This window comes from Staphylococcus sp. HMSC62D11, assembly GCF_001839145.1.
GTDB lineage: Bacteria > Bacillota > Bacilli > Staphylococcales > Staphylococcaceae > Staphylococcus > Staphylococcus lugdunensis.
In genome coordinates, this window is sequence record NZ_KV840176.1 from 75,575 (window position 1) to 98,451 (window position 22,877).

22 protein-coding genes are annotated in these 22,877 nt (G+C 34.3%); 15 read left to right on the forward strand and 7 right to left on the reverse strand.

Features of this window, described 5'->3' with window-relative positions:
• Positions 1-80 precede the first annotated feature (80 nt).
• Complete coding sequence (locus HMPREF3267_RS00730) at positions 81-1,454, forward strand: membrane-associated protein TcaA (RefSeq protein ID WP_012990757.1); 1,374 nt, start codon at positions 81-83, stop codon at positions 1,452-1,454.
• Between the two features lie 101 nt (positions 1,455-1,555).
• Positions 1,556-2,761 (forward strand): putative multidrug effflux MFS transporter TcaB, encoded by a 1,206-nt coding sequence (locus HMPREF3267_RS00735; protein ID WP_037545156.1) that lies wholly within the window; start codon positions 1,556-1,558, stop codon positions 2,759-2,761.
• A 441-nt stretch (positions 2,762-3,202) separates the two neighbouring features.
• Here the strand turns inward: HMPREF3267_RS00735 and HMPREF3267_RS00740 are convergent, their stop codons facing one another.
• Positions 3,203-3,754, reverse strand: a complete 552-nt coding sequence (locus tag HMPREF3267_RS00740) for a TetR/AcrR family transcriptional regulator (protein ID WP_002478772.1) — start codon at positions 3,752-3,754, stop codon at positions 3,203-3,205.
• 132 nt (positions 3,755-3,886) lie between these two features.
• Here HMPREF3267_RS00740 and HMPREF3267_RS00745 point away from each other — a divergent pair, with 132 nt between their 5' ends.
• Both HMPREF3267_RS00745 and HMPREF3267_RS00750 read left to right on the forward strand, forming a co-directional pair.
• A complete protein-coding gene (locus tag HMPREF3267_RS00745; RefSeq protein WP_070823814.1) occupies positions 3,887-4,534 on the forward strand; it encodes an HlyD family secretion protein in 648 nt (215 codons plus the stop codon).
• 12 nt (positions 4,535-4,546) lie between these two features.
• A complete protein-coding gene (locus HMPREF3267_RS00750) occupies positions 4,547-6,511 on the forward strand; it encodes a DHA2 family efflux MFS transporter permease subunit (protein WP_002478773.1) in 1,965 nt (654 codons plus the stop codon).
• 337 nt (positions 6,512-6,848) lie between these two features.
• Here the strand turns inward: HMPREF3267_RS00750 and HMPREF3267_RS00755 are convergent, their stop codons facing one another.
• Entirely contained in the window at positions 6,849-7,556 is a 708-nt protein-coding gene (locus tag HMPREF3267_RS00755) for a hypothetical protein (protein ID WP_002460164.1), read from the reverse strand.
• Between the two features lie 208 nt (positions 7,557-7,764).
• Here HMPREF3267_RS00755 and HMPREF3267_RS00760 point away from each other — a divergent pair, with 208 nt between their 5' ends.
• Positions 7,765-8,673, forward strand: a complete 909-nt coding sequence (locus HMPREF3267_RS00760; protein WP_062077975.1) for an alpha/beta hydrolase fold domain-containing protein — start codon at positions 7,765-7,767, stop codon at positions 8,671-8,673.
• A gap of 32 nt (positions 8,674-8,705) precedes the next feature.
• On the opposite strand, the gene HMPREF3267_RS00765 is transcribed toward HMPREF3267_RS00760, so the two are convergent.
• Both HMPREF3267_RS00765 and HMPREF3267_RS00770 read right to left on the reverse strand, forming a co-directional pair.
• The gene (locus HMPREF3267_RS00765) at positions 8,706-9,095 is read right to left on the reverse strand and encodes a hypothetical protein (RefSeq protein ID WP_002478776.1); all 390 of its coding nucleotides are present in this window, start codon (positions 9,093-9,095) and stop codon (positions 8,706-8,708) included.
• A gap of 5 nt (positions 9,096-9,100) precedes the next feature.
• The gene (locus HMPREF3267_RS00770; RefSeq protein WP_002478777.1) at positions 9,101-9,568 is read right to left on the reverse strand and encodes a thioesterase family protein; all 468 of its coding nucleotides are present in this window, start codon (positions 9,566-9,568) and stop codon (positions 9,101-9,103) included.
• 118 nt (positions 9,569-9,686) lie between these two features.
• Between HMPREF3267_RS00770 and corA the strand changes: the two genes are divergently transcribed.
• The gene (corA, locus tag HMPREF3267_RS00775) at positions 9,687-10,634 is read left to right on the forward strand and encodes a magnesium/cobalt transporter CorA (RefSeq protein ID WP_002478778.1); all 948 of its coding nucleotides are present in this window, start codon (positions 9,687-9,689) and stop codon (positions 10,632-10,634) included.
• A 45-nt stretch (positions 10,635-10,679) separates the two neighbouring features.
• Complete coding sequence (fni, locus tag HMPREF3267_RS00780; RefSeq protein WP_002460158.1) at positions 10,680-11,732, forward strand: type 2 isopentenyl-diphosphate Delta-isomerase; 1,053 nt, start codon at positions 10,680-10,682, stop codon at positions 11,730-11,732.
• A gap of 124 nt (positions 11,733-11,856) precedes the next feature.
• Here the strand turns inward: fni and HMPREF3267_RS00785 are convergent, their stop codons facing one another.
• Positions 11,857-12,465 (reverse strand): DNA-3-methyladenine glycosylase, encoded by a 609-nt coding sequence (locus tag HMPREF3267_RS00785; RefSeq protein WP_002492246.1) that lies wholly within the window; start codon positions 12,463-12,465, stop codon positions 11,857-11,859.
• Positions 12,466-12,702: 237 nt separating this feature from the next.
• On the opposite strand from HMPREF3267_RS00785, the gene HMPREF3267_RS00790 reads away from it, so the two are divergent.
• Together HMPREF3267_RS00790 and HMPREF3267_RS00795 are read left to right on the forward strand one after the other, a co-directional pair.
• A complete protein-coding gene (locus tag HMPREF3267_RS00790) occupies positions 12,703-12,918 on the forward strand; it encodes a helix-turn-helix transcriptional regulator (RefSeq protein WP_002460156.1) in 216 nt (71 codons plus the stop codon).
• A 554-nt stretch (positions 12,919-13,472) separates the two neighbouring features.
• Entirely contained in the window at positions 13,473-14,483 is a 1,011-nt protein-coding gene (locus HMPREF3267_RS00795; RefSeq protein WP_062077973.1) for an aldose epimerase family protein, read from the forward strand.
• A 75-nt stretch (positions 14,484-14,558) separates the two neighbouring features.
• Here HMPREF3267_RS00795 and HMPREF3267_RS00800 read toward each other — a convergent pair whose 3' ends face one another.
• Positions 14,559-15,212, reverse strand: a complete 654-nt coding sequence (locus HMPREF3267_RS00800; RefSeq protein WP_002478781.1) for an MOSC domain-containing protein — start codon at positions 15,210-15,212, stop codon at positions 14,559-14,561.
• A gap of 155 nt (positions 15,213-15,367) precedes the next feature.
• On the opposite strand from HMPREF3267_RS00800, the gene HMPREF3267_RS00805 reads away from it, so the two are divergent.
• The gene (locus tag HMPREF3267_RS00805; RefSeq protein WP_002478782.1) at positions 15,368-16,054 is read left to right on the forward strand and encodes a ribose 5-phosphate isomerase A; all 687 of its coding nucleotides are present in this window, start codon (positions 15,368-15,370) and stop codon (positions 16,052-16,054) included.
• Positions 16,055-16,097: 43 nt separating this feature from the next.
• On the opposite strand, the gene HMPREF3267_RS00810 is transcribed toward HMPREF3267_RS00805, so the two are convergent.
• Positions 16,098-17,300, reverse strand: coding sequence for a peptidoglycan release complex CPBP-like subunit SdpC (locus tag HMPREF3267_RS00810; protein WP_062077971.1), 1,203 nt, complete (start codon positions 17,298-17,300; stop codon positions 16,098-16,100).
• A gap of 481 nt (positions 17,301-17,781) precedes the next feature.
• On the opposite strand from HMPREF3267_RS00810, the gene HMPREF3267_RS00815 reads away from it, so the two are divergent.
• From HMPREF3267_RS00815 to HMPREF3267_RS00835, 5 genes are all read left to right on the forward strand, one after another.
• Entirely contained in the window at positions 17,782-18,912 is a 1,131-nt protein-coding gene (locus HMPREF3267_RS00815; protein ID WP_062077969.1) for an amidohydrolase, read from the forward strand.
• A gap of 79 nt (positions 18,913-18,991) precedes the next feature.
• The gene (locus HMPREF3267_RS00820; protein ID WP_002478785.1) at positions 18,992-19,873 is read left to right on the forward strand and encodes an SDR family oxidoreductase; all 882 of its coding nucleotides are present in this window, start codon (positions 18,992-18,994) and stop codon (positions 19,871-19,873) included.
• 181 nt (positions 19,874-20,054) lie between these two features.
• On the forward strand, positions 20,055-20,639 hold the full coding sequence (locus HMPREF3267_RS00825; protein ID WP_002492285.1) for a hypothetical protein: 585 nt from the start codon (positions 20,055-20,057) through the stop codon (positions 20,637-20,639).
• Between the two features lie 285 nt (positions 20,640-20,924).
• Complete coding sequence (locus HMPREF3267_RS00830) at positions 20,925-22,220, forward strand: Na+/H+ antiporter NhaC family protein (RefSeq protein ID WP_002460143.1); 1,296 nt, start codon at positions 20,925-20,927, stop codon at positions 22,218-22,220.
• A gap of 125 nt (positions 22,221-22,345) precedes the next feature.
• Positions 22,346-22,855 carry an SRPBCC family protein gene (locus tag HMPREF3267_RS00835; RefSeq protein WP_002492215.1) on the forward strand — a complete coding sequence of 170 codons (510 nt, stop codon included), beginning with the start codon at positions 22,346-22,348 and terminating at the stop codon, positions 22,853-22,855.
• Positions 22,856-22,877 lie beyond the last annotated feature (22 nt).

Below are 22,877 nucleotides of genomic sequence, written 5' to 3' on the forward strand. Positions count from 1 at the left end.
TAAACGTGCAATACTATGGAATGACTACATAATAAAACATGTATGTGAAATGATGCTGAAAAGAGAAACGAGGTGACAATATGACTACGTGTCCTAAATGTGGTGAAGAAATAAAGAATGAACAAACCAATCATTGCCCAAACTGTGGTGCAACTATTAACGACAATGGCGAAAATAGCTCAAATCAAGCTTCAAACGAGGCAACAATTCGGCTTAAGAAAATTGTACCGTGGGCAATCGGTGGGTTTATTATCATATTGTTAATTATCGTCTTTGTATTGTTAAAAAATTTTAACTCTCCAGATGCACAAGCGAAAATATTAATAAATGCGATTGATAATGATGATTCGCAAAAGGTCGCTACGATGTTAACTACACGAGATAATAAAGTCGATGAAACAGAAGCACAAACTTATATCAAATACATTAAAAAGGAAGTCGGTATGACAAAATTTATCTTTGATATAAGAGAAACAGTTGAAAAGTTAAATAAAAGCGAGACACGTGTAGCTGCTTATTTACAAACACGTGCTGGGGAAAATGTGTTACGTGTCAGCAAAAATGGTCGACGTTATTTGATTTTCAATAATATGAGTTTTACGCCGCCAACAAAAGAAGTTACGGTTAAACCTAAAGAAGATACGAAGTATGAATTTAAAGATGATGGTCGCAATAAGAAAGTCGTTGCAGAAGCGGATAAAGAAACCACTATCGGTAAATTTATACCAGGAAATTATGCCATTGACGCTAAAAAAATTACCGACAACGGTGTGTTTACTGGCTACTTGAAGTTTGATTTTAAATATGCAAATAGCAATACGGTAGATGTGAATGAAGATTTTAATGAAGCCAAAGTTCACGTTAAGATTAAAAATGGAGAACAATTAAGCCGCAGTTCATTAAAAGTAAAAATTAATGATAGAACTTGGGATTATGGCAACGCCAAAGTATATGGTCCTTATCCGAAGAATAAAGATATTACAGTGTCAGCAACTGGTAAAGTTAAAGGTAAGACATTTGAAACAGAAACAAAGTCAATCAAAGCAGATAAATTAACGGATAATACCGATGTGACAGTGTCATTTGATGATGATGATATTTCAGATTATATAGAGAAAAAGGAAAAAGAAGATAACTCGTTGAAAAATAAACTAGGTAGCTTTTTCAGCAGTTATTCATTATCATTAAATCAAGCCATAGCTCAAAGTGATTTTTCACTTGTTCATTCATTTTTGAAAAAAGGGTCTAGCAGTTATGATAAAGTACGCAAAAATATTGCATCTAACACAAGTGCACGACTCGTGTCACCGATTATCTTAAGCGTAGATCAAACAGGCGACACGATTAAAGCTAAAGTGCAAGGTTTTGGACTCAATGGATTACCTGTTGTGAAAAATTATGTTTTAGAAGAAAGCAAAGATGACTTAGGTTATAAATTAGTTAAAGTAGATTAACAGCGCGGTGAAAGGACAGAAATCTTTTAAATATTAAAGGTTTCTGTCCTAGTTTTATCTTAATTATATTGAGAAACTTAACTATAGAAAGGTGTGATTAGGTGTCATCACAACAACGTGATAAGCAATCATTAATATTTATTATTATTTTAGGTGCACTTACGGCAATTGGGCCATTATCGATTGATATGTTCTTGCCTGGGTTACCAGAAATTAAGCATGATTTTAATACATCGACAGCAATTTCACAATTAACCTTATCCTTATTTATGATTGGATTAGCGCTCGGCAATTTATTTGTAGGTCCTATTTCGGACGCAATAGGTAGAAAGATGCCACTAGTAGTATCGATGTTTATCTTTACACTAGCCAGCTTTAGTATTATTTTTGTCAGTAATATATGGGTGATGATAGTACTACGCTTTGTTCAAGGGCTAACAGGGGGCGCGAGTGCTGTCATTTCCCGAGCAATAGCGAGTGATTTATATAGTGGTAAAGCACTTACCAAATTCCTAGCATTATTAATGTTAGTCAATGGCATCGCGCCGATTATCGCACCAACACTTGGTGGCATTATTTTAAGTGTGTCTATTTGGCGAACGGTCTTTATTGTACTTACTGTTTTTGGCATACTGATGCTGTTAGGTTCAGCCCTAAAAGTTACAGAATCACTGCATATTGAGCAACGTGAGACAAGTGGCATTAAAGTTATTTTTAAAAATTTTGGAAAGCTATTAGCTACACCAAAATATGTATTGCCAATGCTGATACAAGGCGTAACCTTCATCATGCTATTTAGCTATATTTCAGCATCACCGTTTCTTATTCAAAAAATATATGGTCAGTCACCATTTGCTTTTAGTCTTATCTTTGCATCGATTGGTGTTACGCTAATTATCTCAAGTCAATTAACAGGAAAATTAGTAGATTATGTTGATAGACAGCAATTATTAAGAATACTGACAGTAATCCAAATTGTAGGCGTGATTATTGTAGGTTTCGTATTAACTAATCATTGGTCATTTTGGATTTTAATCATAGGTTTGATTGTACTTGTTGCACCAGTTACAGGTGTTGCAACACTAGGTTTCGCGATTGCGATGGATGAGCGTACGACAGGATCGGGTAGTGCATCAAGTTTGCTAGGGTTACTACAGTCATTGCTAGGGGGACTTGTGACACCTCTAGTTAATTTAAAAGGTGAATATAACAGCACACCATATCTTATTATTATTTCTATTGCTGCACTTGCTTTGATGATGTTACAAATAGTTAACTACTTTGTTTTTAAAAAAAGCACAGAATAATAGTAGATACTTCGTAGCGTTTTTATATAAATAGTTGCTGACAAAGAAAATAATTGAAATAAAAAGGGAGCGGGCCAGAATTCATAATGAATTCGTAGTCCCGCCCCGACAAGGTTGACTAGGATTGAAAAAAGCTTGGTATTAGCGTATTTTCAATCCAGTCAACTACTGCCAATATAGAACTCAGAGCCTAAAATATAATTATGTCCCAGACTCTGACGAATGTTAAATATAACAAAATTTATGACTTTTTGGACGAATTTTTTATGCGTATGTTTTTCAAAATGTCGCCTACACCTATCGTCTTCTATGAGCACTGTTTCATTGCGAGTCAGCGTCCCAATACTGTTTAGCCATCCAAAATACGGATGGTTTTTATTTTAGAACTTATAACTCAGACTGTATTCCTATAATTACGATTCTGACCCATATTTGTGTATACTAGCGTTGTAATTTAATCGTATTAGCAAGTAGAATATCAGCAATTTTATGTGGACTTTCTTGACAACCGTCTTTCAGCCAACTTAACAAAATAGCAGTTTGTCCACCTAACGTATAAGTAACAAATGCACTTTTATTCTCAATCGTTGTATTATAGTCTGTTAAAATCTTTTCATACTTCACTTTTGTGAGCTGGAAGTATTCGATGGCAATTTCACGATTGGGATGGGTAATGAATACGGCATGAAAGAAAGCTTTTTTACGTTGTATGTACTTTAAGACAATCACAAAGAATTTATGAATCTTCATATTGTTTGATTTAACATCTTCAAAGTCATTGTACAATGTGTCTAACAAATTGATGTATTTCTTTTTATGGTAATTTTGAATAATATCATATAAATCATATTTATCTTTAAAGTTAGCGTAAAATGTTGAACGGTTTACATTGCTATGTGCACAAATTAATTTTGTAGTAATAGCTTCAAAAGGATATTGTTCAAGTAGATGGACAAAATTAAAAATAATTCTATATTTCGCACGATTTTTCATTTGTAAAGTCACCTGTATTTGTTTTGTTACGAAAAACCAACAATTTTGTTAGATGTGTTGGTGTTTTTTTACTGCTGATGTCTCTATAATAGATAAAGTGAATTTTAAAAGCAAATAGGAGGAAATGTTTAGATGAAAAAATTGATTTTAATCAATGTGATTACAATCGTTGTTTTAGCGGTTATTGGTATCATTGGCTTCCATTTTTATAACAATGCGACAAGCTATGTAACGACTGATAATGCTAAAGTTGACGGTAAACAAATTAAAATTGTAAGTCCAACATCAGGTCAAATTAAATCATTTGATGCTAAAGAAGGGGACAAGCTAAGTAAAGGTGACAAAGTAGCTACAGTCGTTGGAAAAAGCGAAAGTGGCGATACACAATCAATGGATATCAAAATGCCACAAAACGGTACAATCGTAAAAACAGATGGTGCTGAAGGTTCTATGGCACAAGCTGGAAATCCAATCGCTTATGCATACAATTTAGATGAATTATATATTACTGCGAATGTTGATGAAAAAGACGTCAGCAGTATTGAGAAAGGTAACGACGTAGATGTTACAATTGATGCGCAAGGTACAACAGTGAGTGGTAAAGTTGAACATGTTGGTCAAGCAACAGCAAATAGCTTCTCATTAATGCCATCTTCTAATAGTGACGGTAACTACACGAAAGTATCTCAAGTCGTTCCTGTAAAAATTTCTCTTGATTCTACACCATCAAAAGATGTTGTTCCTGGTATGAACGCTGAAGTTAAAATTCATAAAAACTAAGGGGGTCAAAATATGACTACGACCTTCATTATTGGTTATATTGTTGTAGCGCTCATATTTATTGGCCTTATTAACTTTTTCGTGGTTAAATCACGCAAAAAGAATAAAAATAAAGGGCAATTCAAGGAACAACGCAATCTACAAGATTCTAAGAGTCAACAATCTAAATTTAAAATAAGTGATTTAGACAAAGAAGAAATGTCTAAAAATGGGTTTAATCAAAGTAAGTCAAATGACATTGAAGATGATAAACGTAAACATCAATTCAATGATACAACAGAACACATTGCAACGACAGAAACAGGAGATACGTCTGATAAGCTACAACACGCTGATGAAACATCACATGGTGTCAATCAAGGAGATGATGCACATGATGCTATTAATCCGAACTCTGTAGAAGGACGTGTCAATGAACAAATCAAGAATCAAAATGAAGATTTTGTCTTTGGCAAAAATGTTACACGTGCTCAAATTATAGCAGCGATGTTATTTGGTATGTTTATTGCTATCTTAAACCAAACATTATTAAACGTGGCATTACCGCGTATTAATACTGAATTCAACATTTCAGCATCAACTGGTCAATGGTTGATGACAGGATTTATGTTAGTAAATGGTATCTTGATACCTATCAGTGCGTTTTTATTCAATAAATATTCTTATCGTAAATTGTTTATTATCGCGCTTACATTATTTACACTGGGTTCATTAGTTTGTGCGATTTCTACAAACTTCCCAATTATGATGACAGGACGTGTATTGCAAGCCATTGGTGCTGGTATATTAATGCCACTTGGATCTAACGTTATTGTGACAATTTTCCCACCTGAACGCCGTGGTGTAGCCATGGGTACAATGGGGATTGCCATGATTTTAGCTCCTGCAATCGGTCCAACACTTTCTGGTTATATCGTTCAAAACTATCACTGGAATGTGATGTTTTACGGTATGTTCATTCTAGGATTAATTGCTATTATCATAGGGTTTATTTGGTTTAGATTATATCAACGCACAACAAATCCTAAAGCCGATTATCAAGGTGTTGTATACAGTACAATTGGTTTCGGTGCCTTATTATACGGCTTCAGTGAAGCTGGTAACAAAGGCTGGGGCTCAACAGAAATCATCGTGATGTTTATTCTTGGTGCAGTATTTATTACGTTATTTGTTATTCGTGAATTAACAATGAAAGCACCGATGTTAAATCTTGAAGTTTTGAAATCATCAACGTATACATTGACTACAATTATCAATATGGTAGTCATGATGAGTTTATTTGGTGGTATGATTTTATTACCGATTTATTTACAAAACTTACGTGGTTTCTCAGCTTTAGATTCAGGATTACTTATGTTACCTGGTGCGCTTGTGATGGGTGCTTTAGGTCCAGTAGCTGGTAAATTGCTTGATACAGTAGGTCTTAAACCGTTAGCTTTATTTGGTATTGCAGTGATGACTTATGGTACGTATGAATTAACAAAACTTAATTTAGATACACCTTATATGCATATTATGAGCATTTACATTATCCGCTCATTTGGTATGGCATTTGTAATGATGCCATTGATGACTGCGGCAATTAATGCGTTACCACCACGTCTCATTTCACATGGGAATGCATTTTTAAATACGATGCGTCAATTGGCTGGATCAATCGGAACAGCGATATTAGTCACTGTTATGACTACCCAAACAACGCAACATTTTAATGCATTTTCTACAGAATTAGACAAAACAAATCCTGTTGTTCAAGACCATATGCGTGAACTTGCAACACAATACGGAGGAGAACAAGGCGCAATGAAAGTACTATCTATGTTCGTCCAAAAAATATCATCCGTAGATGGAATCAACGACGCATTCTGGATTGCAACAGCACTTAGCATACTCGCATTCATCCTAAGCCTATTCCTAAAAAGCAAGAAAAAAGCAGACGCAGAACACGACAAAATGATGTCCAAAGAACATATATAAGGGCCCCAACAGAGAGAATTTCGATCAGAAATTCCACAAGCAAAGCAAGTTGGGGTGGTGCCCCCAACACAAAGAAATGCAACAAGCATTTCCACGAACAACGCAAGTTGGGGTGGTGCCCCAACAAAAAGACCTTTCCAAAAGAAAGTCAACGAACAACGCGAGTTGGGGTGGCTGAGACGGCACCCTAGGAAAGCGAAGCCATTCAATACGAAGTATTGTGAAAATAGAGAACAGCAGCAAGATATTTTCTAATTGAAAATAATCTTACTGCTGTTTTTCTTAGATTTATGTCCCAGACCCACTCATTTTCATATTTAGTAGCTATATCATAGGTTTATAATCGCTTAATTTGACGTTTACTTCTAAAGAATAAACTTAAGAATATCAATGCTAAACAACAGATAAGTAAAATAATGGCATTATGTGTAGCATCTGCTTCTATGATAACTTGATCCGGCGTGATTTGTACGTAAGCATTATTTAACAACTTTGCTATACGTTGTGCCAAATAATCAATAGCAATCATAAAATATACGACTATTGCCAACATGCTTGCAATAGACAAAAAGTTAAGTAATTTAAGCAATGTACGATTAAATAGTAAAGTTAATATTGTTAATATTAAACTTAAAATGCATAAGCCAAAGAAAATATTGAATAACATGTTTATTTGTTCAATCACTGACTTTAATTGCTCTATATGTTCAGGTTTAATGGATAAGGCTTCTAATTGTTTGGCTATATCACTTAAACCGAGTCCATTTAACTTGGTAACTTGATCCGAGTTAATGCTCAATTCAGTTAAATTTGATAATGATTGCTTAAAGTTTTTGAGCTGTGTATAACCTACTTCTGTATCTTTTAAGCCAAAAATAAAAAGAGGTTGTTTATACATACTATAGCCACTTATGGCGGTAAGCACTAAGACGATAAAATGAATAATGATACTAACCCAAGAACGTTTCTTAGTCGTTTGTAACTGATAATCTGGTTGATATTGTGTACGTTGATACGTTGGGTGTTGTGAACGGGATTGTTCCATTATGATACTCCTTTTTAGTATTTGATTGTTTTCTATGTTGTATTATTTTATACTAGCTTTGATATAATAATAAAATATAACTAAGTTGGTCTTTTTAAATACTTATTTCAAATATATATCATACATTATATCGCTGAAAAAGCACGAAAAAAATTACGATAATATTAAATTCTGCAGAAAATCAGGCAATTTTTAGGGGTTGACATACATGAGAACTTATATGATGAATCGTGTGGTAAATAAGTATTTACTGCATAATCGTTCAATTCAATTTAAGGATGAGGGACAATTTAATCAATTTATGGAGAAAAGAAGAAATGCTAATCGCTTAAAGCATAAACAACCTTCAACATTAAATGTTAAATCAAATTTAGATAAATTAATGTTAGATGATATGCAAGTATTTCGATTCAATTTTAGACATGAAACAGGTAAGAAAATCCTTTATCTTCACGGTGGTTACAATACGTTACAACCCTCGCCATTTCATTGGCGCTTGATGGATAAATTAACATTAGCCACGTTATATGAGGTCGTGTTACCTATTTATCCTAAAGCACCGGAATTTCATATTGATGATACTTTTAAAGCGATACAGGCAGTTTATGTACAATTAGTGGATGAAGTAGGTGCTGAAAATATAGTAGTTATGGGTGATGGTACTGGAGGCGCGCTCGCATTAAGCTTTGTCCAATCTCTTATCAAACAGCAGTTGCCAATGCCACGTAAATTGTATTTATTGTCACCATTATTGGATGCTACATTAAGTAACCCAGAAATTACAGAAAAACTTCAACAACAAGATCAATTTGTTAATCGACAAGGTGTTCATGATATTTTATCAGTGTGGGCAGCTGGAAAGCCTTTGAACAATGCTGAAATATCACCAATTAATGGCAATCTTGAAGGCTTACCACCGATTGTTATGTTTGGTGCAGGAAAGGAAATCTACTATCCTGATATGGAACGCTTGGATTTTTATTTAAGTGAGCACCGACAACCGATTGAGTTCTTTAGATATCCCAAAATGATACATGACTTTTCGTTATTTCCTATTCATGAATCACACAAAGTAGTGAAACAAATTGCACAAACGATAGATAATGATTTGAGATAGGCCTATATAGGCTTATCTTTTTTATTGTTAGTTTAAAAAACGTCAATGCGTGTTTTAATATGCTTTAAAATAGAGCGTTGACCATCTCTATGTGCTTCTTGTGACAATTGTTCAGGCAATTCTTTAGCCATGATAGCCAAATTTTTTACTTTTGAGTCTTGTTCAGTCAACAGATGTAATTTGTCTTCAATTAGCGTCATCAAAGTATGTGAATCTTGAGATTCGACATTGTACTGTAGCCAATCTAGTGCCTGCTTTTGTCCTTGATAATAGCTCATATTTAGTGCTCTACGTAATAACTCTGTACTAGGTCCATTCATAAACATATCTTTAGTTTGATTCATATCTATAAGGTTGAGCTTTAAATCATCATGCAAATCTAAGAGATATGATTTTATTTTTTCTATGCTAGATTTTGTCATTGTGTTCATCCTTTATTCGGTATTCCGATTTGATGCCCTAATTGTTTAGGCCACTGAGATATGTCTTGTGTCTTGTAATATGATGTCATTTCTGTGAAATAAGGTTCTGGGAATGCTGCTGCCTTGCGCGTAGTTGAATCAATACCAAGCATCATAACTTCATTAGTCGCTGCCAAAGTGCCGTTCTCTTTTATTAATTTCAAGAAAAAGTGTATGCGCTTATCGTCATAGTTATATATGAAAAGTTGTATTATATAGTGTTCTCCTAGCGACATTTCGGCTAAATAAGTTGTATGTTCTTCGACAGTAAATATTGTATAATGCAGCGCTTGTCGTTCTGCTAGAGACAATCCGTGAGTGTAATTGAATTGGTTGATTGCATCGCTAAAAATATAATTGTAATCGGCATCATGCATATGTGCATTATGATCAATTTGTGATTGTTGTACCATGCCTTGTACTGTAAATATCATCGCTTATCCTCCATCTTTCTATGTTAGTTCTATCATACTAAATAAAATTAGCACATACACATGATTGAATTCATGGTAAAATAAACAACGAACGTTGCTGAAGTGGGAGGAAATATGTATGAGTATAACGATTAGATACCAAACACCACACACATCATTGACAACAGTACCTGATATTGCAGATGTACCTAAAGATGCAACGATTGTTTGGTATGATTTTGAAGATGCAACTGCCAAAGAGAATGATTTTTTGCGTGAAAATTTTGATTTTAACTATTTAGAAATTGATGATACAATTACGGGCGTCCCACGCGTGAAATATAAAGCATACGACGACTATCAATATATCGTGTTTCATAGTATCAATAGTGATGATTATTCACCACGTGCACTCAATGTCTTTTTAAAAAATAATGTATTAGTGACCTATCATCACAAGCATTTTTCATCATTGATGAAGGTAGCAAAATGGAATGCTTATCATCATGATGGTGAACTAGACTGCGCAGATATTGTTATTCATATATTAGATATGATGGTGGATAAATATTTTGATTTTGTGTATGACATTGAAGAAAAGGTTTATAACTTTGAAGATAAGCATGTGGATGATGCTTTAAGTAAAAAGGTGATGGACAACGTCTTTAAATTAAGATCTGACCTTATAAAAATTAAACGAGTCATGTTTCCAATGCAAGAATTGGTGGAAACAATCAAGAGCGAAGGTAATTTAATTGTAGATAGCAAGCATTCGATGTATATCCAACATATCGATGACCATTTGATTAAACAAAGTAATATTATTCGTACATCGCAAGAGATGACAAATGAAATCAGGGAGAATTATGAATCATATTCATCATTTAGAATGAATAGCATCATGCAAATATTAACCCTTGTATCAGTTATCTTTTCTCCATTAACTTTTATTGCAGGTGTTTATGGAATGAACTTTGATAACATGCCTGAATTAAGATGGCATTACAGCTATTATATTTGTTTAGTTGTCATGCTAGTTATCGCGATTGCATTAATTATCTTTTTTAGAAAAAAACGTTGGTTTTAATAATAGATATTGTACGGTAAACCTTTAATAAAGGATGGTAAATGAATGAGTAATTTTCAAAGAGAACAAAGAAAAAATGAGCACGTAGAAATTGCTATGGCACAACAGGATGCACCGGCGTCAGATTTCGATAGAGTGCGTTTTGTTCATCATTCTATTCCACACATTGATGTAGCACAAGTGAATTTATCGACACACACTTCCAACTTTAAGCTGGATTATCCGCTATATATTAATGCGATGACTGGTGGCAGTGAATGGACGAAACAAATTAATGAAAAATTGGCTACTGTGGCACGGGAAACTGGCCTTGCCATGGCTGTGGGATCGACACACGCTGCATTGCGAAACCCTGATATGATAGAGTCATTTCGAATTGCACGGCAAGTAAATCCTGAAGGTGTCATTTTCAGCAATGTTGGGGCTGATGTACCTGTTGAGCGTGCAGTCGAAGCGGTTGAATTGATGGAGGCTCAAGCATTACAAATCCATGTCAATGCACCACAAGAACTTGTGATGCCAGAAGGTAATCGGACATTCGCAAGTTGGATGGATAATATTGCTAAAATGATTAACCATGTTCCGGTACCGGTTATCATTAAAGAGGTAGGCTTTGGATTCAGTAAAGAAACATTTAAGGCATTAAAAGACATCGGTGTGACTTACGTTGATGTAAGTGGCAGGGGAGGCACTAACTTTGTCTCAATAGAAAATGAACGACGCAGTAATAAAGATATGAATTATTTAGCTAATTGGGGACAATCCACGGTAGAATCATTACTTGAAAGCCAAGCATATCAATCTTCACTCAATATATTTGCTAGCGGTGGTATAAGAACGCCACTAGATGCCATCAAGAGTTTGGCATTAGGTGCTAAAGCAGTAGGGATGTCTCGCCCATTTCTAAATCATGTTGAAAATGAAGGTGTGGAACAAACGATCACTTTTGTTGCACAATTTACAACCCAAATGCAACAAATAATGACGATGTTAAATGCGCCAGACATTGAAGCATTAAAGCAATCACAACTTATTTTTGATCAACAACTTTTATCTTGGATGGAACAGCGTCATATTGATATAGATAGAGGCTTATAGACCATATTAATACGGGGCCATGTATATTAATCATAAAATATAAAATAAAGCGCCATAGCACCTCATTTCAGCGTGTGTTACATGTTGTATGTGTGTGCTATGGTGCTTTATTATGTCAAAAAATCTATTTCCAAGTATCTATCGCTGCACGCATATTCTTTTTAGGTATTCTCGAAACATATGGATTACCTTTAACTGTATAACGTAGAGGTTTTGATGTCCATATACCTTTGTTAGGTATTCCAATTCGTGCACTTGCTTCAATTTCACGTGGATATTTACGATTTTTTGTGTCTATGGATAGGCGTCCGACGTTCAATAGTGTTCCATCAATGGCACGTGGAATATGAAATGCTTTTGTCCATTTTCCAGGTCCATTTGTTAATTCATAGCCGTGCTTACCACGATTTATTTTCATAGCTTCAATACCATCGACAGGTTCAATTGCACGTATGAGCACCCCTTCAGGTACACCCGCTTGTTGTGTGACAAAATTAATTAATAAATGGGTGTGCATGATATGTCCATAAATCGTGCCACCACGTTGGTATAAGGATGTAACCTTAGGAGTTTGTTTACCCCCAAAGCCATGTGCTGCACGATCATCAAAGCCTAAATAAGCTTCTGTTTCTACTATATATCCAGAATAAATTTGGCCATCATCATTATAAATCACTTTGACACCTAATAATGCTTTAGCAGTATCTATGGTACTAGGGACGATGAAATCCATTACATTCTCCTTTTAGTGAATTTGTATTATACCTTTAACTTTACCAAAGTCAGTCATAGAATTGTATTGAAATCGAAGTTTAGCAGTGAATTTGATCTTTTGTTCTTAAAAAGAGACACTTTATGTCAGCAAATGAATTGGTATAGAAACACAAGAAAAAATAGAATTATTCCTTGAAAATGTCATATATATTTGACTTTGGTTCGTCATTTACGTATGATTTAATTAAGAGTTAATGTGAAAGAAGTGGTGACACGCTTGAATAAAGTAAAAGTATATCGTGGTTATTCTAAAATATCTCAACTGGAATTAGCTAGAGCTGTTGGTGTGTCAAGACAAACAATAAATATGATTGAAAATGGCAAATACAATCCATCATTAAAACTATGTGTAAATATAGCTAAAACTTTGGGCACAACGTTAGATACATTATTTTGGGAAAATGATACTTAGAGATATTGTTATATAGTTAATAAGCTGAAAATTTCATTTTATTTAAAAGGCTATGAAAAATTGTAAGTGATTACATCGAAATTTGGAATAGGAAGTTGTAATTTTTTTACTAAAAAACCATGGAAGAATTGCGAATATTGGCGATAATTTGTGGCATATTAAGTAAAAAAGTGTAACAATGTATAAGTGTATAATGGCTTTTCACCATAAAGAAAACGTAAAATTATGAATAATAAGCTAAGTAGATAACGATAGCTCATGTTCTTAGTCACGGAATTATGTGATAAAGATGGGGCTAATTCGTTAGGTTATATTTTAAGGGTATGATTTAAGAAGTCTGATTTTTTAGTTGCAGTATAATTGTAAATTTTAGTTTTAAGTATTACAATCAATCATTTTCAGCATTAGGTAAATGGATGATGCCCAGATATTTATATATCCGCTTTGTTTAACGGGCTTTAATTTTAATACAAAATACAATTTGTATTCTGTGCGTGATGTCATTGCCTAACAGCACTTAGTTGGACATAGTTAAGAGGGAGACGTAAGTAATTATGATAGTTGAAGTAGAAAAGCAAAGACATGGTATCGACCTTATTAAAATTGACAATAATGAAACAAGCATCGTCTTTTCAAATTATGGTGCAAGAATTGTCGCTTGGAAATTTCATGACAATAATATCGTCTTAGGTAATCGTGTAGAAGCTGATGAATTTTATCTAAATAATCCATTGAAATTTGGTGCAACAATAGGTCGTTATAGCGGTCGAATTGAGGCAGGCGCTTTTAAGCTTAATCAAGATCGCTATCAACTTGAACAAAATGATGGGCTTAACCATATCCATGGTGGTTCAAATGGATGTGATCAAGTCCTATTTGACTATGACATCGTTGAAGGAATAAGCGATGTAAAAGTTATTTTCAGGGCAAAATTAAATGCTAGTGATGACGGTTATCCAGGAGATTTAGCGCTTAAAGTGATACATCATTATGATATAGAACATCGTTGGACGATTACTTATGAAGCTGAAACGACGGCTACAACTATATTTAATCCAACGAATCACGTCTACTTTAATTTGAATAGAGATAACAATGTTATTGATAATCATCAAATACATGCGAAAGACTTAAAGATGTATTTATTAAACCGTCAACATTTCTTATTGAATGACACACCTATAAACTTAACATCTCAATTTGGTTCAGACCATATTACATTTCAAGAAATTTTTCAGGCGTATCAAGATGATATTAAGCAACAAATGGAACGTTATCAAGGGTTAGACCATCCATTTGAACTAAGCGAACAAACATTGTCTGTAGAAAATGGAGAGTTCAAATTACAAATAGATACAGATATGCCTTATGTTGTGATATACACGATGAATCATCCAGAAACTTGGGAGAGCCAGTTAAATATATATAAACCGCATTCAGGTTTTACATTAGAAACACAATTTTTACCCAATGATATAAATTATTTTGGTCAACAAGCACCGTCTATTTTAAGAGCTGGCCAACAATTTTCTTCAACAACAAGTTATCAAATTAGTGAGCAATAAGAAAAAGAGCATGATAAGTGTCAACCATCAACAGTTGACACTTATCATGCTCTTTATTCATTTAATAGAATTATATTATTTACAGGCACGATGATATAGGCGAGATAACTTTTCCCGTCTGCTAGGAGATAGATAAGGATTATTTAAAGCATAAGATATACGTGAAATATTTTTTCGATCGTTGTAATAAATATCATTTAACTCATAAACAGATAATCTTGACGCTTTATTTGCTTGAGTAAGTAATTCTAGATTATCTTCTTGAGAAACATAGCCTTCCTGTATCACTCTAAAATAAAATCCTGTCTTTCCTGAAGCTGTCATGCGTTTGACTAAGTCAGGAATTTGATATTTAGCTTGAATTTTCCAGCAAGGTTCACGCATTTCTGAGACTTCTAATATCGCTTCACCTAAACGATATTGATTTCCAAAATAAACATCTCGTTCATCTAAATGCTTTACCGTAACATTTTCCCCGAACATGGCGTAGGTAGGTAACTGTGCTAAATCTTCTTTATACATATCGTAATTTGATTGACTAAAACAGCAAACTGCTTTATGAGGACCACCGTGGTCTTTATATGCTTGTTCATCTTCAGAAAATCCATCAATAGATAGCCACATGCGACCAGTAAATGGTATTTTATCTAACGCTGAAATCATGGGCTTTTTGGTACTATAAGGCAAGTGTTGGATTTTACCAGTAGAAATAGCAACAACAGGTATCATTGTTTGTCTCCTTTTTAAGTTTTATTGACAGCTTACTATAAATGTTCATAAAGTAGCAATGCTTTTAGTGAATTTGTATATATCAACTGTATCTTTTAAAAGTTGTCATGTACAATGAAAGGGAATACAACAATAGAGAAGGGGTTCCAATTACGATGCTAGACACAAAACAATTGAAACTATTAACAACTGATGACGCTGTTGCTCAAATCAAGGATGAAATGATTTTAGGCATTGGTACAGGTAGTACAATAGAACTACTTATTCCTAAAATCGCTGACAAAATTAAACGTGATCATTTAACAATTAAAGGTGTATGTACATCCAATAAAACGGCCATATTAGCAAAAGAGCAGCAGATTGATATTGTCGATATTAATGATATTACATATATTGATTTAGCAATCGACGGCGCAGATGAAGTAGATCCACAGTTGAATTTGATTAAAGGCGGTGGAGGGGCACTGTTCAGAGAAAAGGTGATAGATGAACTAGCAGCACGCTTTGTCGTTTTAGTTGACGAACAGAAAGTTGTAAATTATTTGGGTGAAACATTTCGATTACCAGTGGAAGTAGATAAATTTAATTGGCAATTAATAAAAGCAAAAATAGAAGATTATGGTCATATTCGTACGGAATTACGCATACGTGACGATGTACCGTTTATTACAGATAATGGGAATTATATTCTTGATTGTGAGTTGACAACAGAATTGGATCCTTATCAATTGCATGAATATTTAATTCATCTTACGGGTGTTTTAGAAACAGGATTCTTTTTAGATATTGCGGATCAAGTAATTGTTGGTACGCAACAAGGTGTTAAAATAAAAAATAAATAAAAAAACGGGAAGCCAACGTTTGTGTTTGGCTTCCTGTTTTTAGTTACTTGTCTTGCTCTTTGTCTGTTGCTGTGGGTGAAGCTTTTTGCGCGTCTTGTATTTCTTGATGCGCATCAGCAACGACAGAAGATTGTCGATTATTTTTAGAGTCTGTGTCATTGTTATGTTGTTCAGGTTTAGTATTATCAGAATCAGCTGTTTGTTCAGATGGTGTTTCCTGAACTTCGGTTGCTGTTTCTAAGTTATTATCAGCTTCGTGTTGTTCAGGTTGATAATTAGCTTCTGATTGATTTTCACTTGTTGGCGTTGATGTTGGGGTCTGTTCAATATCGTTCTTCATTTCTGATGATGTTCTACCTTTTTCAGAATCTTCACTTGGTGTTGTAACAGTTGCTGTTTCTTCAGTATCATCGTCTCCAATATGATCTAAATAATTATTGGGATCTACTTCGTCCAGACTTTGATCTGTTGTACGATAAATAAAATATCTGATAATCATAGTGAAGATAATATAGACGATTGCCACGGCTGCTGTTGTTAAGGCAATTACTTTCATTGAGAAAAGGTCTCCCGTTTCTTCACTAAATAGAAAGACAGGAATAAACGTCATCAAACCGTGAAAGGCTGTTGCGATATAAATAGTACGTCCATTTGTATCATGAATCAGCTCACCAACAATCATTGAAAAGGCAAAGGTATATAAAAAGTTATAGCCTGTATACTCTAAATTATATGTTGTATTAATTGTCCAAATTGCATACATTAAACCTACAATGATAGAAGCAATAAACGTATTTACTTTAGATTCTACAACTGTTTGTAAATATGAACGGAAGCCGAACTCTGCAAAGAAAGCCATCATTAGATGACCAATTAATACGGCTAATACAGTTACAGATAAATTTGATGCTTGTAATAAAATAAAGCTATCCGCCATTGTATTAAATATCACCATACCGATGATAAAAATAGCTAAAGGTAAAATAAGAGCTAATAACAGACGATTAATAACTGTTAAACTAATTGTAAATTTTAACCCGGAAAGTTGGGCACGCTTATTTTTAAAGATTAGAATACAGATAACTGCTGAAATAAAAGGTGCTAAACGAGATGCATCAAATAAAAAAGGTTTAACACCAAACATAGGTTGATAATCTCGAAGGATTAAAGTGAGTGCCATCGTAACAATAAAGAATACAAATATTGTTAAAGCCCACTGGAACCCGGAAATTCTATTGTTTTTCATTTATGTAACCTCCAATAGGGTAACCATCCAAATCTCTTTCTTTAACATTATACATATTAAGCCGATAGAAATAAATTATTCCATTAATTTATCATCAAACTGTAATAGTCTTGCATTATTTTACACATTTAAAAGTAAGATACTCAGCATTTGTGAGAATAATTTGACAATTGTGTTAATCTATTATACATAAGGGCAATAGATATGTCACAATCTCGATTTTCATTTTATATTGCACAATGAGCTGGTCAATATGGTCAAAACATTATGGCAGTGTTAGCTTCTGTACGAATTACAATATTTCTAAATACATTTGATAGCAGAACAATCAAATATATTAAAGATGCACCCATGGTTCGGTTAATAGTAATGGGTGTTTCTATAATATTAATTTTAATCACACTTAATTTAGTTATCGGAGTCGTGTGAGGAACAATTATCCATGACGTGATTTACTTTTTTAGAAAGGACGTAGATATACATGCTTAATTATAATGATATTGTTAATTGGCGTCGGATGTTTCATCAATATCCTGAACTTTCTAATGATGAATTTGAGACGACAAAGCGGATTCGCCGCATTTTACAGCAATATGACATCCGCATCTTAGATATACCAATGGCTACCGGTTTAGTAGCTGAAATTGGGCAAGGATTGCCTTGTATAGCAGTTAGAACAGACATTGATGCATTACCTATTGATGAGCAAGTTAACCATGCGTTTACCTCTACAAATGAAGGGGTGATGCATGCTTGTGGACATGATATTCACATGGCATCCATTTTGGCAGTAGCTGTCCAATTAAAAGCACTCGAAACAAGTTTGCAAGGTACCGTACGGATATTATTCCAACCTGCTGAAGAACTGGGTTATGGTGCTAAAGTTTTAGCGCAAACCTCAGCTTTAGATAACGTATCAGCTGTGCTAGGTTTTCACAATTATCCTACGCTGGGGATTAATCAATTTGCGATTAAATCTGGTGCAATGACATCTAATGTAGACCATTTTGAATTTAAAATACTTGGTAAAGGTGCACATGCAGCTAAGCCAGAGCAAGGTAACGATCCTGTTATCGTACTTGGACAATTGATTACCAGCTTACAATCAATAGTTAGTAGAAATATTTCTGCATTTGACAGCGCTGTTGTGACAATAGGTGAAGTATCGGCAGGTAACACATGGAATGTTATTCCTGATGATGCTTATGTTCAAGGTACCGTTAGAACATTTGATACAGCAATCCAAAGTAAAATTGAGCAACGAATGCAAGATATTGCGACTGGTTTAGAAAACTTGTTCCACGTTAAGATAGAATTGAATTACACACGATTACCTGGTGCGGTGTATAATGATGAACATTTGACACTAGAAGCAATAAAAGCAGCTCAAAAAGTAGGCTACGATGTCACAACTCTGGAACTGCCCGTTACGATTGGAGAAGATTTTTCCGGTTTATTAGATAAACGACCTGGTGTATTTGCATTTATTGGTTCTAATAGCGATTATGATCTACATCATCCTAAATATGATCCAGATGAACATATTTTAGAAAAAGCACCTGACTATTTTATAACATTGATTCAACAATTATTAGCTAATGCAGAAGAGTAAGGAATTTTATTGTTCATGATTAACGTGTTATCTAACTTGGGTATAAAACTACTAGCTCATTAATTAGGAGATGACCGTTATGGAACAAAAAGATCCAAGAACGAAATATAAATACAGTCTTTACGAAAAACAAGAACAACCGTTACCCGGATTGCAATCAGAGATGACACCTGAACCAGATTGTGGCGAAACTTCATATGTGGGGCATGGTCGCTTACAAGGATATAATATGCTTGTAACAGGTGCGGACTCTGCGATTGGTCGTGCTGCTGCAATTGCTTATGCTAAAGAAGGTGCAAACGTTGCGTTAAACTATTTACCTAGTGAGGAACAGGATGCGTTAGAAGTAAAGGAAGTAATTGAAAAAGCTGGACAACGTGCGGTTCTTCTGCCGGGAGACCTCAGAAATGAACAATTTAATTATGATTTGGTCGAACAAGCGTATCAATCTTTAGGTAGTTTAAATAATATTACGCTCGTTGCTGGACATCAACAATATCATGACGATATTCATGGTTTTACAACAGAACACGTGAAAGAGACATTTGAAACAAACGTATATCCAGTCTTTTGGACGATACAGAAAGCGCTAGATTATTTACAACCCGGAGCTACAATTATAACGACTTCTTCTGTACAAGGTTATAATCCGAGTCCAATATTACATGATTATGCGGCATCTAAAGCAGCAATTATTTCACTTACTAAAAGTTTCTCTGAAGAATTGGCAGATAAAGGGATACGAGTGAATTGTGTAGCACCAGGACCATTTTGGTCACCATTACAAATTACCGGTGGACAACCGCAAGAAAAAATCCCAGAATTTGGTCAACAAACGCCTTTAAAACGTGCTGGTCAACCCGTTGAATTAGCTGGCACATACGTGTTACTTGCTTCAGAAGACGCGAGCTATATAACAGGTCAAGTATTCGGTGTAACGGGTGGTATTCAAATTAATTAATATTATTAAGCATTGGTTCATTTTCTAAGATAGAAAATGAAAACAGCTTAGTAAGCTCCTTTCAAAGTAAACATGGAGGAAATGTAGACTTTGGAAGGAGTTATTTATGTTGATTGCAATTAGAAATATATTTAGCTATATGCTATTAATAAAGCTATAAATGTATTCAAAGGATGAGTAGATGTCAGCAGAAAATTTAATTAGAGGACTTGCATTCACCTATTTTATGATTGGTTGTGCGATGATGTATATACTTGAATTGGATAGAAAGATGTTAGTATTCTTTGCGGTACCAGCAATACTTACAGTGGTTTTTGCGCAATTATTTGAAGTGAATAAACATATTAATCAAGACCAGATATGGTTAACACCATTTTGGGATAGAGTCATGGCTGTAGTGTCTATAATATGTTATGGTCTGGCGTTTGTGCTAGTGTTTATTGGACCATATCCAAACGTTGCTTTTCAATTAATCTCAATTGTTATTACGATAGCAATTTCACTTTTCTTAGATTCAAAACTTGGTTTGAATCGTAACATATTAAGTCAGGATAGCCAGAAACACAAAAAGCATGTACCTAAAGCACAATATTTAAAAATACGATATTTGGTTATTACAGTAATGGTAGTAAGTGTTGTAACGATTTTAATTTCAGGGTTCTATCGTTGGACCGTAATATTAGGATTAGCATTCACCATGTTATTTATTGGCGTTATTGTGTTTATTATTTTTAATGACCATTATGAACATGAAGATTTCATATGATTTTGATATTTATATTGACGACGAGGTATTTCTCTAGTACGGTAAATGATACCTAAGTATATAATATAGAAGTTTGACAGAAGTTATGTTGTGTTTCTTTAATTGAAATGATATAAGTGGTACAACTGCGGGGGCGGGTACAAGCTAAATTTGGCTTGAATTTTCCGCCCCCATAAAGATGACGAAGAAGAAAAAATATTTGCTCAATACCGCTAAATGTCATAGATGTATGAATAATATCCATGAAATGACGATGTGTTTTTATATGGGAAAGGAAGATAAGTAATGACTAAAGAGAAACAAAATGGTCATGCGTGGGCACTGTTGCCACTATTATTATTTGTTTTATTATTTTTAGGTGTGGGGATTATTTCTGGAGATTTCACTACCATGCCGCTTAATGTAGCTATAACTGTAACCGTCGTTGTGGCACTGCTAATGAACCGTAAAGAACGGTTTGCAAAAAAAATTGAAGTATTTACTAAGAGTGCCGGACATTCTAATATTATTTTGATGATGCTTATTTTTATTTTGGCAGGTGCTTTTTCGACAACCACTGAAAAAATGGGCGGTGTTGCATCGACCGTCAATTTAGGTTTATCACTTATTCCGCAAAACTTAATTATTGTGGGCTTGTTCGTGATTTGTATGTTCGTGTCTATTTCAATGGGGACGTCAGTTGGCACAGTGGCAGCGATAGCTCCAGTAGGATACGGATTTGCGCAAGCTACAGATGTGCCAACCGCGCTTGCAATGGCTACTGTTGTTGGTGGTGCTATGTTTGGTGATAATCTATCAATGATTTCAGACACAACTATTGCTGCAGTGCGTACCCAGAAAACACATATGAAAGATAAATTTAAAGTTAATTTTAAAATTGTATTACCTGGTGCATTGCTAACGATTGTAATTCTATTCTTATTAACACATGGTGTAGCGATAGATTCAACAAAAAATTACGATTATCATTTAGTAAAAGTTATCCCTTATGTATTGGTACTAGTGCTCGCATTGATAGGTGTTAACGTTATTATTGTCTTAATTGGCGGGACTGCATTATCAGGTATCATTGGTTTAATAGATGGTTCGTTTGGATGGAAAGGCTTGCTTAAAGCGATATCAGAAGGGATTATAGGCATGGAAGATATTGCGATGATTGCGCTTTTAATCGGTGGTCTAGTAGGTTTAATTGAACATAATGGCGGCATAAGTTGGCTGCTAAATTTTGTTCGTTCTAAAGTGAAATCTAAACGCGGTGCACAATTTGGTATAGCGAGTTTAGTTAGTGTTGCTGATATCGCAACCGCTAATAACACAATTTCTATTATTATGTCAGGCCCACTTGCAAAAAGTATTGCTGATGAATATGATGTTGATCCTAGAAAGTCGGCGAGTATATTAGATATATTTGGCAGCTGTTTTCAAGGATTATTACCTTATAGTCCGCAAGTGATATCGGCAGCTGGAGTAGCTGGGATTTCACCATTTTTACTTGTACCATACAGTATTTATCCAATATTATTAGGTGTGTGTGGCTTAGCGTCCATTATCTTTTTATATCCAAAACTAAAAGCAAAATAGTACTTGGAGATATGAAAGTATTAAAATCTACTTTGGTAAATTAATATATTTGTGATACAACTATTTTGGTGTGAGTTAAAAATACGTTAAAATAGAATTGAGTATGAAAGTAGGTGTATGGAAAAGTGGCTAAATATAATGTAGAAGATGAGTATGTTCAAATTCATATTGAACGATTATTAAAATATTCGCCTTCCTTAGTTTATCAAGCATGGACAACAGCGTCTTTACTTAAACAATGGTTTATGACGTCTCAGCGTACCAATCAAACATTTGATGTCGACGTAGCAGAAAATGGGAAATATCGAATTGTTGATAAACGCAATGGCAAAGCAAATGTTATAGAAGGAACTTTTGAAGTATTGATAGAGAACCAATATATTAAAATGACTATTGGAATGCCAGGGCTTAGCGATGCTGAAGATATGATTGAAGTTGAATTTGTTGAACGAGAAACAGGGGGTACACAACTCTTGTTTAACTATCAATCTTTAGTGGCACGTGAACGACGCTTAACTAATCTCGAATATAAGCAGAAGAAAAAAGAATATCATGACTCAACGGTTCATGGCTTTGAACTCATGTTTGATAAAATGAATCAAGTGCTTGCGGACTATATTGAAGCATCATCTTAATAAAATAAGCGGAGTGTCAATG

What these genes read in the sequence shown, in the direction of transcription:
- HMPREF3267_RS00730 (WP_012990757.1), top strand. Translation starts at nt 81, where the DNA reads ATGACTACGTGTCCTAAATGTGGTGAAGAAATAAAGAATGAACAAACC.
- HMPREF3267_RS00740 (WP_002478772.1), bottom strand. Translation starts at nt 3,754, where the DNA reads ATGAAAAATCGTGCGAAATATAGAATTATTTTTAATTTTGTCCATCTA.
- HMPREF3267_RS00745 (WP_070823814.1), top strand. Translation starts at nt 3,887, where the DNA reads ATGAAAAAATTGATTTTAATCAATGTGATTACAATCGTTGTTTTAGCG.
- HMPREF3267_RS00750 (WP_002478773.1), top strand. Translation starts at nt 4,547, where the DNA reads ATGACTACGACCTTCATTATTGGTTATATTGTTGTAGCGCTCATATTT.
- HMPREF3267_RS00755 (WP_002460164.1), bottom strand. Translation starts at nt 7,556, where the DNA reads ATGGAACAATCCCGTTCACAACACCCAACGTATCAACGTACACAATAT.
- HMPREF3267_RS00760 (WP_062077975.1), top strand. Translation starts at nt 7,765, where the DNA reads ATGAGAACTTATATGATGAATCGTGTGGTAAATAAGTATTTACTGCAT.
- HMPREF3267_RS00765 (WP_002478776.1), bottom strand. Translation starts at nt 9,095, where the DNA reads ATGACAAAATCTAGCATAGAAAAAATAAAATCATATCTCTTAGATTTG.
- HMPREF3267_RS00770 (WP_002478777.1), bottom strand. Translation starts at nt 9,568, where the DNA reads ATGATATTTACAGTACAAGGCATGGTACAACAATCACAAATTGATCAT.
- corA (WP_002478778.1), top strand. Translation starts at nt 9,687, where the DNA reads ATGAGTATAACGATTAGATACCAAACACCACACACATCATTGACAACA.
- fni (WP_002460158.1), top strand. Translation starts at nt 10,680, where the DNA reads ATGAGTAATTTTCAAAGAGAACAAAGAAAAAATGAGCACGTAGAAATT.
- HMPREF3267_RS00785 (WP_002492246.1), bottom strand. Translation starts at nt 12,465, where the DNA reads ATGGATTTCATCGTCCCTAGTACCATAGATACTGCTAAAGCATTATTA.
- HMPREF3267_RS00795 (WP_062077973.1), top strand. Translation starts at nt 13,473, where the DNA reads ATGATAGTTGAAGTAGAAAAGCAAAGACATGGTATCGACCTTATTAAA.
- HMPREF3267_RS00800 (WP_002478781.1), bottom strand. Translation starts at nt 15,212, where the DNA reads ATGATACCTGTTGTTGCTATTTCTACTGGTAAAATCCAACACTTGCCT.
- HMPREF3267_RS00805 (WP_002478782.1), top strand. Translation starts at nt 15,368, where the DNA reads ATGCTAGACACAAAACAATTGAAACTATTAACAACTGATGACGCTGTT.
- HMPREF3267_RS00810 (WP_062077971.1), bottom strand. Translation starts at nt 17,300, where the DNA reads ATGAAAAACAATAGAATTTCCGGGTTCCAGTGGGCTTTAACAATATTT.
- HMPREF3267_RS00815 (WP_062077969.1), top strand. Translation starts at nt 17,782, where the DNA reads ATGCTTAATTATAATGATATTGTTAATTGGCGTCGGATGTTTCATCAA.
- HMPREF3267_RS00820 (WP_002478785.1), top strand. Translation starts at nt 18,992, where the DNA reads ATGGAACAAAAAGATCCAAGAACGAAATATAAATACAGTCTTTACGAA.
- HMPREF3267_RS00825 (WP_002492285.1), top strand. Translation starts at nt 20,055, where the DNA reads ATGTCAGCAGAAAATTTAATTAGAGGACTTGCATTCACCTATTTTATG.
- HMPREF3267_RS00830 (WP_002460143.1), top strand. Translation starts at nt 20,925, where the DNA reads ATGACTAAAGAGAAACAAAATGGTCATGCGTGGGCACTGTTGCCACTA.